The sequence below is a fragment of the Xanthomonas campestris pv. campestris str. ATCC 33913 genome (assembly GCF_000007145.1).
In the GTDB taxonomy this organism is placed as follows: domain Bacteria; phylum Pseudomonadota; class Gammaproteobacteria; order Xanthomonadales; family Xanthomonadaceae; genus Xanthomonas; species Xanthomonas campestris.
In genome coordinates this window covers 1209270-1221410 of sequence record NC_003902.1, presented here as the reverse complement: position 1 = coordinate 1221410, position 12141 = coordinate 1209270, and the positions used below count along the sequence as shown (strand labels likewise).

10 protein-coding genes are annotated in these 12141 nt (G+C 63.7%); 3 read left to right on the top strand and 7 right to left on the bottom strand.

From position 1 onward, the window contains the following. Positions 1–220: 220 nt before the first annotated feature. Complete coding sequence (locus XCC_RS05475; RefSeq protein WP_011036258.1) at positions 221–811, bottom strand: TetR/AcrR family transcriptional regulator; 591 nt, start codon at positions 809–811, stop codon at positions 221–223. A 70-nt stretch (positions 812–881) separates the two neighbouring features. Between XCC_RS05475 and bdcA the strand changes: the two genes are divergently transcribed. From bdcA to XCC_RS05460, 3 genes are all read left to right on the top strand, one after another. Continuing rightward, positions 882–1595: an SDR family oxidoreductase gene (bdcA, locus tag XCC_RS05470; RefSeq protein ID WP_011036257.1), complete on the top strand. Its 714-nt coding sequence runs from the start codon at positions 882–884 to the stop codon at positions 1593–1595. Between the two features lie 258 nt (positions 1596–1853). Continuing rightward, on the top strand, positions 1854–2717 hold the full coding sequence (locus tag XCC_RS05465; protein ID WP_057673075.1) for a Smlt3025 familytype IV secretion system inhibitor: 864 nt from the start codon (positions 1854–1856) through the stop codon (positions 2715–2717). Between the two features lie 25 nt (positions 2718–2742). After that, positions 2743–4068 (top strand): Smlt3024 family type IV secretion system effector, encoded by a 1326-nt coding sequence (locus tag XCC_RS05460; protein WP_164923325.1) that lies wholly within the window; start codon positions 2743–2745, stop codon positions 4066–4068. A 197-nt stretch (positions 4069–4265) separates the two neighbouring features. On the opposite strand, the gene XCC_RS05455 is transcribed toward XCC_RS05460, so the two are convergent. The 6 genes from XCC_RS05455 to hflK all read right to left on the bottom strand — a co-directional run bounded on the left by XCC_RS05455 (position 4266) and on the right by hflK (position 12114). Beyond that, positions 4266–5117, bottom strand: coding sequence for a hypothetical protein (locus XCC_RS05455; protein ID WP_228415088.1), 852 nt, complete (start codon positions 5115–5117; stop codon positions 4266–4268). 83 nt (positions 5118–5200) lie between these two features. After that, a complete protein-coding gene (locus XCC_RS05450; protein WP_011036254.1) occupies positions 5201–7873 on the bottom strand; it encodes a M1 family metallopeptidase in 2673 nt (890 codons plus the stop codon). 167 nt (positions 7874–8040) lie between these two features. Further along, positions 8041–9333, bottom strand: a complete 1293-nt coding sequence (locus XCC_RS05445) for an adenylosuccinate synthase (protein ID WP_011036253.1) — start codon at positions 9331–9333, stop codon at positions 8041–8043. A 383-nt stretch (positions 9334–9716) separates the two neighbouring features. Then, positions 9717–9902 carry a DUF2065 domain-containing protein gene (locus XCC_RS05440; protein WP_057673096.1) on the bottom strand — a complete coding sequence of 62 codons (186 nt, stop codon included), beginning with the start codon at positions 9900–9902 and terminating at the stop codon, positions 9717–9719. A 206-nt stretch (positions 9903–10108) separates the two neighbouring features. Next, a complete protein-coding gene (hflC, locus tag XCC_RS05435) occupies positions 10109–10972 on the bottom strand; it encodes a protease modulator HflC (protein WP_011036251.1) in 864 nt (287 codons plus the stop codon). Then, a complete protein-coding gene (gene hflK, locus XCC_RS05430; protein WP_011036250.1) occupies positions 10972–12114 on the bottom strand; it encodes an FtsH protease activity modulator HflK in 1143 nt (380 codons plus the stop codon). The genes hflC and hflK overlap by 1 nt, the downstream gene beginning before the upstream one ends. Positions 12115–12141: the final 27 nt, after the last annotated feature.

Here is a 12141-nt window from a genome sequence, read left to right as displayed (position 1 = left end):
GTTAAAGCCAGCCTAGAACATGGATGTCCCACAGGCGCTGCCCCGTCCCTTCCTGATTTACCGCACCAATCATCCGACAACGACTTCGCCTGAGCGACGGCCAATCACGATCGTCTCGTACCACCTGACCATTGACCGTACTGAGTAGCGGCAAGCGCACCTCGATTAGCGAGCAGGTGCGCGCACGCCATCGAAAGCCCTCTGCCCGCTCGCACCCTGTTTATCCGCGCAGCGCCACCCGAAGCGCCTCCCCCGCCAAGCGCGCACTCGCCAGCAGACGCTCCAGGCTCTGCCCATGCCGGGCGCTGGCGGACAGCCCGGCCATGGTGGTGCTGACGAAATCCGCCAGCCGGTCGGCGTCGTGCGGGCGCTGCTTGGCGATGTGGGAGCGGATCAACTCCTGGGCGGCGACATGAAAACCACAGGCCGCCTCGCGCGCCTGCGCGTCGTTGCTGCGCGTGCCTTCCAGCACCAGGCAGCCGGTGGCAGCGGGGTCTGCGGCGTAGCAGCGCGCAGCCTGCTCCAGTACGTCTGCCAGCGCGTCGGCCAGCGGGCGGTCGGTGTCCAGGATCTGTGGCAGCGGGATGGCCCCGGTCTGCGCGTAGCGGTCGAGGATGCGCGCATACAGGCCGGCCTTGCTGCCGAAGGCGGCGTAGAAACTGGGCGGGTTGATGCCCAGCGCCTGGGTGAGGTCGGCCACGCTCAGTGCGTCGTAGCCGCGCGCATGGAACAGCTGCTGCGCGGTGGCGACCGCTTGATCCGGGTCGAATGCGCGCGGCCGGCCGCGCGCCCGGGAGGTTTCTGTAGTCATTGTTACAACATCCTTGACGGCAGGCGAAATATATTATGTATTACCCGCTACATTAATTGCGAGGTGGTGCATGTCAGCGTTCAAAGACAAGTCGGTATTGGTGCTCGGTGGCAGCCGGGGGATTGGGGCCGCCATCGTGCGGCGCTTCGTGAGCGAGGGCGCGCGGGTGACGTTTACCTATGCCGGCTCTGTCGAGGCGGCGCAGCGCCTGGCCAGCGACACCGGCAGCACCGCGGTGCTGGCCGACAGTGCCGACCGCGATGCGGTCATCGAAACGGTGCGCCGCAGCGGGCCGCTGGATGTGCTGGTGGTCAACTCCGGCATCGCCTTGTTCGGCGATGCGCTGGACCAGGATCCGGACGCGGTGGACCGGCTGTTGCGCATCAACGTGCACGCGCCCTACCACGCCGCCGTGGAGGCCGCGCGGCAGATGCCGCCCGGCGGGCGGATCATCGTGATCGGCTCGGTCAACGGCGACCGCATGCCGCTGCCCGGCATGGCGTCCTACGCGCTGAGCAAATCCGCGCTGCAAGGGCTGGCGCGCGGGCTGGCCCGCGACTTCGGGCCGCGTGGCATCACCATCAACGTGGTGCAACCGGGCCCGATCGATACCGATGCCAACCCGGAAAACGGGCCGATGAAAGACCTGATGCACAGCTTCATGGCGATCAAACGCCACGGCCGTGCCGACGAAGTGGCCGGCATGGTGGCATGGCTGGCAGGCCCGGAAGCGAGCTTTGTCACCGGCGCAATGCATACGATCGATGGCGCGTTTGGAGCATGACGCGGCGACGTCTGCGTTGACCACGCTGCAGCTCGACACTTAGTGCGATCAAGGGCGGCAAACGTCCTTCTTCGGCACACGTGGCGAGCGGCCGTTGCACCGCCCGCGTTTTGATCCACGCGCCTTTCCTTCCGGCAGAGCGTGATCGCATTCCCATGTCGTGCGGCGCATGGCACGGACAATCGCAGGCTTGGCCCTTGCTGTCGCGCTGATCCCAAGTTGCCTATAGTTGCGGCGAACCCTGCAATGGATTGACCAATGCACATGATGTCATCCGGCCGGTGCCTGGCCCTTGCACTCGCCATCGCTGTCACCGGCAGTGCCTGTGCACGGACGCCATCACCCGAACAAAAAAGGACTTCCCCCATGTCAGGCACCGTTACCACAGGCCGCACCATCAACGGGCACACCTATTCGGATGCTCCCGTCGATGTGAAGCTAGGGCCGAACACCTTCCGCATCCCCGCCAACTATCTGGATAGCCAGATCGCACCGTGGTCCATCGAGGTGGTGACGCTGGTCATCGAGTGGCCAGATATGACCCCCACCCCGCCCGGTGCGCGGGCGAACCCGCGCACGAATGATTTCCGCAAGGAGATCCATGCCTCGATGAATTATGTTGACCGTGTCCCCATCGAAGGATTGCTGGCACGTTATTCGTCTAACGAAGCGCTTACCGAGCCTGATTCTGTCGAACGGGGTGATCCCGTCGACAGACTCGATCTGCGTATTGCACAGCCTGAAACACTCGGATTGACGCCGTATGCCATCGATGAAGAAAAGATGGCGGTGTACGTTAAAGCGTACGAAGCCCACTACGGCAAGCCTCCAACGCGCAACCCTGCGTTTGAGGACGACTGGTACGTCGCGCGCGACTCCAGCGGCAATTTGACCACATTCATCAAGTGCGACAGCAAAAAATTCCGAGGAGATGGCGTTCGGCTGGAGGGATCTGAAGTAGTCCATGAAAAAGGTGCCGTCGCTGCAAGTTGCGTCCACTACTTCTCCGATATCGAAAACAAACTTTCCATCACTCTCAACTACAAGCGTGCATTCTTGAAGGACTGGAAACGCATGGAGGATGCAGTAAAAGAAGTACTGGCACGCACCAAAGTCAGGTGATCGGTCTACTGACAGGGAGTAAAATATGAGTGGATTGACTGGGCAAGATCTCAAGATCCTTACCAACTACGCGGATAAAGGCAATCGCGAGTTGTACTGGAACTATCTTTCGCAGCTGGATGGCGCGGACGGCTACGGTACGCTGGCGCTGGGCGTGGTGCGCAACGACAGCTTGCCCGGCCAAGTGGCCAACAGTTACGCGCAAGACTATGCCAGGACACAGCACGATACTGGCTCTCGTTTTGCCAACGCGGACTTGAGCGAGCGGCAGTGGGAGGATTTTGGACAGACACTGCTCAAGAAGGATCTTGAACTTCGGAAAATCTGGTTCCGTCAAGATCGTCCAGATCTGGCGCTGAACCTGCCCGGGGCCTCCGTCATGCTGGCGCACGACCAAGCCTTCCTGGACCATGAGCTCGACCCCAACTGCTGGACGCCTCGCGTCCTTCTGCAAGCGGCATTGGAAAAAAGCGGCCCCCAGAAGCTGGAGCAGATCTGGACCAACATGCTCGACAACGAGTACGCCGGCACCACCCGTATCAGCAACACGGGCTACGAGACCTTTGCGCAAATGGGGGTGGTGGACGGCAGCCAGTACCTGGCAAAGCTGGGGACGACCGACGCGATCCAGATGCTGGAAGGCCGCTCCGCGGTCGATCCCAATGTGATCGGCAGCAACAGCTTCTATGCGATGTACTTCGAAAAAGAGCAAAAATGGGTGAATGTCAGCGCAGGCGGCGGGCATCTTTCCATGCGCGAAGAGACCAATCCCGGCCGTATCGCCGAACTCAACGATACCCGCGCCGTCCGCATGGAACGGCAGCACAAAGCCACGCAGTTTCATGAGGACGACCCGCACCGCTCCATCACCCGCAGCCCGTTAACCGCGTCGGTCGATGGCGTTCTAGACCCGAAACAGGCGCCCACCCAACTGGCCGATATTGGGCCTGGCCACCGGGACTATGCATTGCTGCAGCAGGTCCGCGCAGGCGTCAACGCCATCGATGCGCAAGCCGGGCGCACACCGGACGAGAACAGTGAGCGCCTCATCGCCAGCGTGATGACCCTCGCCCGCCAGAACAACCTGGACCGCGCCGATCACGTGGTGCTGAGCACACAGACAGCCGACAGCCCCGCCGGGCGTCACGTGTTTGTTGTACAGGGCGAATTGAATAACCCCGCGCACCTGCGCGCTCACATGCCGACCGATGTCGCGGTGCAGACGCCGGTTGAGCAATCGCTGCAGCGGCTGGAAATTGCCAACACGGATCGCCAACAGGCATTAGTGCAAAGCCAGCAGCAGGAGATGGACAACCGGGTGCGTGAGGGTTCGGCAATGCGCATCGGGTGAGGCGCAGGGAATTGACCGCTCGGCCCTTGCCGACAACAGCGAGCACTTTCAGTAAGCACCGGCGCAGACAGTTGGGGACATCGCACTCCGTCTCGCTGCTTGTAACGCTATCGCTCAGCAACTAGCTGGGCGATAGCGCTGCAGGGTCTGTACTACGCGTCTATCGATGCCTTGGCTGGCCACGTAGTTCGCATGGACTACTCGATCTTCGGATTGAACATCAACCCATCGCCCACCTGCTCCAGGCATTGCAACGGCTGCTTGGGCAGCCGCAGCCAGCGCTTTGGTGGCTCACCGTCGTGGTCGACGCTGCCCTGCGTGCGCCAGGCGCGGCCGGTGAGGTAGTTGATGCTGAGCGCGTTGGTCTCGCCGGTGTTGCGCTGTACCGTTGAGCGCTCGTAGCCGATCAGGCGCAGGCAGCCGTCCTGGTAGCGGAAATTGAAGCTGGTCTCGCCCATTTGCCAGGAGCCCATCGAGGCAAACTGGCTCAGGGTGACGGTGACCGTACCGGCTGTGTTGATACCAACGCCGCCGCCTCCGGTGGTGCCGCTCTCGTCGAGAGACTCATCCTGATCAGTGGAGACGCCGCGTGGGATCAGGGCGTGATCCTGCGTCACCGTACGATAGCCACCAGCCGGGTCCATGAGCGCTGCAATGAGCATGCGTGGGTTGGTGTCCAGCGGTTCGGGCGTGCGCTCGTCAACCTGCAGCACGTTCGCCGCGTCGGTCATTTTCAATACCAGCACGACATCGTTACGGCCGTCGCGGTCCAGGTCACCTTGCAGCCGTTGCTCTACCCGCCACCCCGTAGGGACCAGACCTTCCACGGCGGCAGCATGTGCAGCGATCTGCGGGTAGCGCACCTGCGCAATAGTGCGTGCGCTGGCCGCTGTACACGTCAGCGTGCAGACAAGCGCAATGACGCGTGCGGTGCTGCACGCGACACGCGCCACAGAAAAGTGATCAGTTGAAACAACACGCATTGGCATCGTCCATGTAGCAGTGCGGCCATCTTGGCGAGCACCATCGTCATTGGCAAATGCAGACACCACGCACTGATGTCAATGCGGAAGTCACGGGCTGGCACCTATCCGCTGGGTAGCAAACAGATGCCATGCACCGTGACGCCATTTCAACGCTTGCGCGCGGCCAACCACGCTTTGATCTGCGGCAGCGACGCCGCCCGCAGCTTCACCCGCGTCTGAATCGTGTTGATGGCGTTGTCTGCGGTCTGCCGAGAGGTTGGCGCGATGTACGTGTCGGCGTAGGCCTTGATCTTGTTGGCTGTGGCGAGGTCGGCCGAATCCATCCCCAGGCTTGGGTAGTAGCGGGCACGCGAGGTGGAATCCACCAACATGTCTACTTGTGCGCGATGCGCCACCGCAAAGTCGAACGCCAACTCCGGGTGCCGGGAGGCGACCCGGTCGATCATGCTCGCACCGGTGGTGGCGCCTGGCTCCTCTGTCAGCGCCAGTTCCAACGCGCGCTTGGCCAGCGCCTGATCATCGGCCATGGAAAGAAAGTCGTAATAGGTGTCGCGCACCATCGATGAGGTCTCCTGCTTGGCCAACGCATGTAACGCATCCCAGGTAGCGGCATCGGCATTGAGCGCAACCGCACCGAGCACGCTGTCGCGCAGTTCGGGCGACAGCGACGCGGGGTTGGCCTGGAACCCGGCAAACCGCCGGCGCGCTTCGGCAATCACGGCCGCATCGCCCATGCCGCTGAGGCTGCCGATCAAGCGTGTGCGCAGTTGTTGGATCTCCGCCGAATCGTCATCACGATTGTCCCAGCCCAATGTTGCGAACTCCGCCGACAGGTGCGGCACGGCGTACGCGCGCCAGGCAGCGCGCGCAGCCTGGTCACGCTCGAAGCTTCCATCCACACTGTCGTAGATGCTGGCCACCATCTCCCAGATATCCGGCGATGCGCCGACCTTTACCTGGGCCGCGAGATTCAGCAGGTCCGTCTCCGGTTGTACGCCCGCGCCGGCCAGTGCATTGGTGTCGTTCAACACGCCCAGCTGGTCCACCACCGGCAATGCGCTGAAGCCCGCGGCCAGCGCCTTGAACTGCATCGGTGCATACGCTGTGCGGAAATAGCCCTTTTGCCCGGCATTGACCACCACCGGCACCTTGCAGCCAGGCAACTGTACCTGTGCAGTGCCGTCCACCAGCACACGCACCTGTTTGCCATCACCGCCACGCAGCACAACTGGCACATGCCAGCGCAGCGGCTGCTTGTCGGGCCGATCCAGCGTGAACTCGCCCTGCTCCAGCGTGACCGTGGTCTGACCACCCACGCAACGGCTGCTGGCCTTGATCAACGGCACGCCCGGCTGCAGGGTGAAGTCGTGAGCCACCTGGATGAATTGCTTGCCGGGTGCCACCGTATCGATCTGCTGCCACAACTGGTCGGTCACCGCATTGCCGTACTGATGCTGCCGGATGTAGCTGCGCACGCCGGTGCGCCAGGCATCCTCGCCAACGTAGTCTTCCAGCATGGCAATCACGGCCTCACCCTTGGCGTAGGTGATACTGTCGAAGGCCTGGCTGGCCTGCTCCACGGTGGCCACGTGCTGCACCACCGGATGGGTGGTGACATACGCATCGCGACGCATGGCCGCGCGACTTTTTTGCGCCGGGCCGGTCTTGTCGATATCCCATTCCGGATGCAATTTTGCCGTGGTGCGTGCTTCCATCCAGTTGGCAAAGCCTTCGTTGAGCCACAGGTCGTCCCACCACGCCATGGTCACCAGATTACCGAACCACTGGTGCGCGATCTCATGTGCTGCAACAGTGAACACGCCTTGTTTGGTACTGACGTTGGCCACCGCAGGATCGAGCAACAGCGTGTACTCGAAGGTAAAGATCGCGCCCCAGTTTTCCATGGCACTGAAGAACTGGCTGCGCCCTGGTGCGGCGATATTGTCCAGCTTGGGCAGCGGGTATTGGATGCCGAAGTAGTCGTTGTATTCGTGCAGCACATCACGGCCGGATTCCAGCGCAAACTGCGCCTGGCCTACCTTGCCCTTCTGCGCAATGACGCCGATCTCGGTACCGTTATCGGCCTTGACGGTGGCGCGCTCAAAGTCGCCCACGCTCACGAAGAGCAGGTAGGTCGACATCTTGGGCGAGGTCTGGAACGCCACGCGGGTGCACCCGTTTGTACCCGGCTTGGACGAGGCGACCGGCATGTTGCTCACTGCCATCTGCCCGGCGGGCGCATTGATGACCAAATCGAAGGTGGCCTTGAAGTTGGGCTCGTCCCACGAGGGTACGAAGCGGCGCGCATCCGAGTTTTCAAACTGCGTGAACAGTGCGCGGCGCGCGCCCTGCGCAGTGGTGTAATCGAGCGCAAACAAGCCATTGGCCTGCGTGTTGATGGTGCCGCTGTAGGCCAGCGTCAGCACATATTTACCCGGCGCCAGTGGCTTGCCGGTGGCAATGCTGGCGGTCTGCGCATCCGCGTCGGTGGTGACCTTGGCTGCGACCGGCTTGCGGCCTGCTGCGGCCAGCGTGGCCTTGCCGAAGGTCAGCTGCGCGGCCTGCAGCACGATGGCATCGGTGGGCGCCAGCACCTCGACATCGATGCTGACCTTACCGTCGAAGGTCATCGTCTCGGCATGTGGGGTGATCTCGATCGCGTAGTGGCTGGGCCTGGCGGTACGCGGCAGCTGGGTGGTGATGGCCGATGCGGCGGATGTGGCCGCAGTGGGTACTGCAAATTCGGCAGCGTACACGCCGCTGGTCAGGGCGGTACCGGTCAGGACCAGGGCGATGGCGGTCACCAGGGGAAGACGCATGGCAGTTCTCGTAGGCGGAGGGAGGCGCATGTTGCGCGGTGCTAGCGATGATCCTCCGCTCACGCTCGCTCGCGCACCGCCAAAGGTCATGCCAATGCTCAGCAATCCTCAAATGAAAACGGCCCGGACAAGCCGGGCCGTTTTGGCAGTGCGATGGCGTCAGCCGATCAGGCGAACGGGTCCTGCAGCACCATGGTGTGGTCGCGATCCGGGCCGGTGGAGACGATCGAGATCGGGCAGCCGGCCAGTTCTTCCAGCGCGCGCAGGTAGGCGCGTGCGGCGACGGGCAGCTTGTCCCACTCGGTGATGCCGTGGGTGTTCTCGGTCCAGCCCGGGAATTCCAGGTACACCGGTGTGCACTCTTCCCAGCCCTGCGCATCCAGCGGGGCGTATTCGGTGCGCTTGCCGCGGTATTCGTACGCGATACAGACCTTGAGCTTTTCCATGCCGTCGAGCACGTCGAGCTTGGTGATGCACAGGCCGGAGATGCCGTTGATGGCCACCGCACGCTTGAGCGCGACGATATCCATCCAGCCGCAGCGACGCGGGCGGCCGGTGGAGGCGCCGTACTCGGCACCACGGTCGCGGATGCCCTGGCCCACTTCGTCATCCAGCTCGGTCGGGAACGGGCCGCCGCCAACGCGCGTTGCGTAGGCCTTGGCAATGCCCAGCACGTAGTCGATTGCATCCGCGCCCACGCCGGTGCCGGCCAGTGCGCCGCCCACAGTGGTGTTGGAGCTGGTGACGTACGGATAGGTGCCGTGGTCGATGTCCAGCAGTGCGCCCTGCGCGCCTTCGAACAGCACGCGCTTGCCCTGCTTGCGCAGGTCGTGCAGGATGCCGGCCACGTCGGACTTCATCGGCTGCACGTACTCGCCGAACGCCAGTGCTTCGTCGAAGGTCTTCTGGAAATCCACCGCTTCCACGCCCAGGTACTTGGTCAGCACGAAGTTGTGGTAATCCAGCGCGGTGCGCAGCAGTTCTTCCAGCTGCGCCGGGTAATGCAGGTCGGCGATGCGGATACCGCGGCGCGCCACCTTGTCTTCATATGCCGGGCCGATGCCGCGGCCGGTGGTGCCGATGGCCTTGCCGCCAGCAGCCTTCTCGCGGGCCTGATCCAGCGCGATGTGGTACGGCATGATCAGCGGCGCGGCCGGACTGATCTTCAGGCGCGAACGCACTTCCACGCCGGCCGATTCCAGCTCGCCGATCTCCTTGATCAACGCGGCCGGGGAGATCACCACGCCATTGCCGATCAGGCACAGCGCGTCGTCGCGCAGGATGCCGGACGGGATCAGGTGCAGGACGGTCTTCTTCCCGTTGATGACCAAGGTGTGGCCGGCATTGTGGCCGCCCTGGAAACGCACGACGGCACCGATCTCCTCGGTAAGCAGATCGACGATCTTGCCTTTGCCTTCATCGCCCCACTGGGCACCGAGCACGACAACTGACTGACCCATGACGGGTGGACTCCTGAGTTTTGCTGCGGCCATCGGGGCCGCGGGATGGGACCGGGCCAGGGCTGGCGGCGACACGTGCGCGCAGCTCCATCGGGGAGCGTTGCTGTGGCGCGGAGCCCTGACACGGAAAAAGCCGAACGGGGTGCTCTGGTTGGAGCGTGCCCGGCCGGCTTTTGTGCATTATCCGGGTTTCGGGTGGCATGCACTACCCCTTGGGGGTGGCCGCTCCGGGATTGGTCAGATTGGGGCGCGCTGCGTGCCCGCCGGGTGCTTCAAACGCGCTGAGCGCCCCAGCGGCGCAACCCTGCTGGTGGCTGCAATCGGCTGTTGCCGATCGCCGTCTCCCTGCCCGCTTCTGTCACAGCCGATGACGGGCTGTCCCCTCAGTGGCGCACGATCCACAGCGCGATTGCACCCAGCACCAACGTGATGCCGCCAATGGCGCGCAATTGCGTGGTGGGCAGGCTGAACAGTTGCTCGACCATGCGCTTCCAGGCGGTGGGCACGGCAAACAGCAGCAGGCCTTCGATGACGGCGATCAGGCATAACGCGGACAGAAACTCTTGCATCACCAACACCATCGCAACCTGGGAGATGCAGTGTGCCCGACAAGTTCCGCGTCGTAGGAGCGCACCTGGGCGCGACGGGCATTCCCGGTAAGGCGGTCGCGCCCGGGTGCGTTCCTCCGCTTGGGGCGCGCATGCCTGCTCGACAGTCAGAGGCAAATACAACAACGCCCGCATGACGCGGGCGTTGTCGGTTCAAAGCAGAGCGATCAACGATCGCTTCTGAGGTACTGCAGGAATGGGTCGTTCTTGTCGAGGACGATCACGCCGTTGCCGTCGGTCATGGAGCCGCGGTAGGCCTCCAGGCTGCGGTAGAACGCGTAGAACGACGGGTCCTTGGAGCCGGCCTGGCCGTAGATGCGGGCAGCTTCGGCATCGCCTTCACCACGCAGCTTCTGCGCATCGCGCTCGGCGTCGGCCACGATCACGGTGGATTCGCGGTCGGCCTGGGCGCGGATGGTCAGGGCCTGTTCTTCGCCTTCGGCGCGCAGCTTGCTGGCTTCCTGCTTGCGCTGGGCACGCATGCGCTCGTAGACGTCGGTGATCACCTGGCTGTCGGTGGGCAGGTCGATCTGCTTGATGCGCAGGTCGGTGATCTGCATGCCCAAGCCCTTGATCGCGGCGTTGATGCCCTTGAGCTGGTTGGCGATCAGTTCGCTGCGGTCGCCGGAGACCAGCTGCTGCAGGGTGCGCGAGTTGATCTGGTTGCGCAGCGAGTCGGTGATGATCGGGGCCAGACGCGAGTTGGCCACCGATTCCTCACCACCGGTGGCGCGGTAGAACGCCCGCACATCGGAGATGTACCCGATGGCGAAGAAGTCCACGCTCACGTCTTTCTGCTCGGCGGTGAAATAACGCGCCGGGGCGGTGTCCAGCACCTGGAAGCGGCGATCGAACACGCGCACCGATTCCACCACCGGAATCTTGAAGTGCAGGCCGGGCTTGAGGTCGGCACGCACCACGCGGCCCAGGTTGAGCACCATGGCGGTCTGGTCTTCGCGCACCACGAACACCGAGCCCATCAGGCCAAGCAACACGGCGACAATCAGGCCGATGACTAGCGAATTCTTCATTATTCGGTCCCCTCACGGCCGGTCGGACGCGGGCCGCGTTCCGGATTGCGAATGCCTTCGGCGCTGCCGCCATTGCCTTGCGGCGGATTCAACAGCACGTCCTGCGGCACCATCGACGGGGTGCTGCCGTTACCCGTAGCTGTTCCGGCATTGCCGCTCTTGCCGGCATCGGCCGGCAACGGCACGTAGATGACCTGGCGGCCATCGCTGCCGATCACCTTGCGGTTTTCCGACAGCACCTTCTGCACGGTTTCCAGCCACAGCCGCTTGCGGGTGACGTCCGGCGCGCCGGCGTACTGCTCCTGCAGCAGGGTGAAACGGTCGGCATCGCCCTCGGCCTTGGAAATCACGGCCTGCTTGTAGCCTTCGGCGCCGGTGCGGGTGCGGGCACCCTGGCCGCGCGCTTCGGGCACCACCTTGGCGGCGTAGGCCTGGGCTTCGTTGATCAGGCGCTCGCGCACCTGCTGGGCACCGTTGACCTCGTCGAAGGCCGGCTTCACTTCTTCCGGCGGACGCGCGTCGGGCAGGGTCACGCCAGTCACCGACAAGCCGGTGTTGTAGGCATTGAGCGCCGCCTGCAGGCGGTCCTTGGACGCAATGGCCAGCGGGCCGCGATTGTTGAGCACGGTGTTGAGGTCGGAGCGACCGACCTGCTCACGCACCGCACTCTGCGCAGCCTGCTCCAGCACCAGGTCCGCATTGCGCGAGCCGAACAGGTACTTGCGCGGGTCGCTGATCTGGTACTGCACGTTGAGCGAGACGTTGACGATGTTCTCGTCGCGCGTCAGCACCGGTACCTGGTTGCTGAAGGTCTTGATCTCGGTGGCGTTGACCTTGCGCACCGATTCGATCGGCCAGGGCAGCTTGAAGCTGGGGCCAGGCTGCAGGATCCGCGAGAACTGGCCAAAGCGCAGCACCACGCCACGCTGCTGCTCGCCAATGAGCTGGAAGCTGGAAAACAGCACCATCAGCACCACGGCGATCAGCACCCAGCGCCACACGCCGCCATCGAACAGCTCTTTCAACGGGGCGGGCAGATTGCCCCAGCCACCACCGTTGCCGCCCCCGCGCGGCCCCCAGGACCTGCGACGGTTGGGATCCGGGCCGTCTCCGCCCTTGTTGCCGGGTGTGTTCCAGGCCATGCACGCTCCATGATCAGGGGGCTGTGC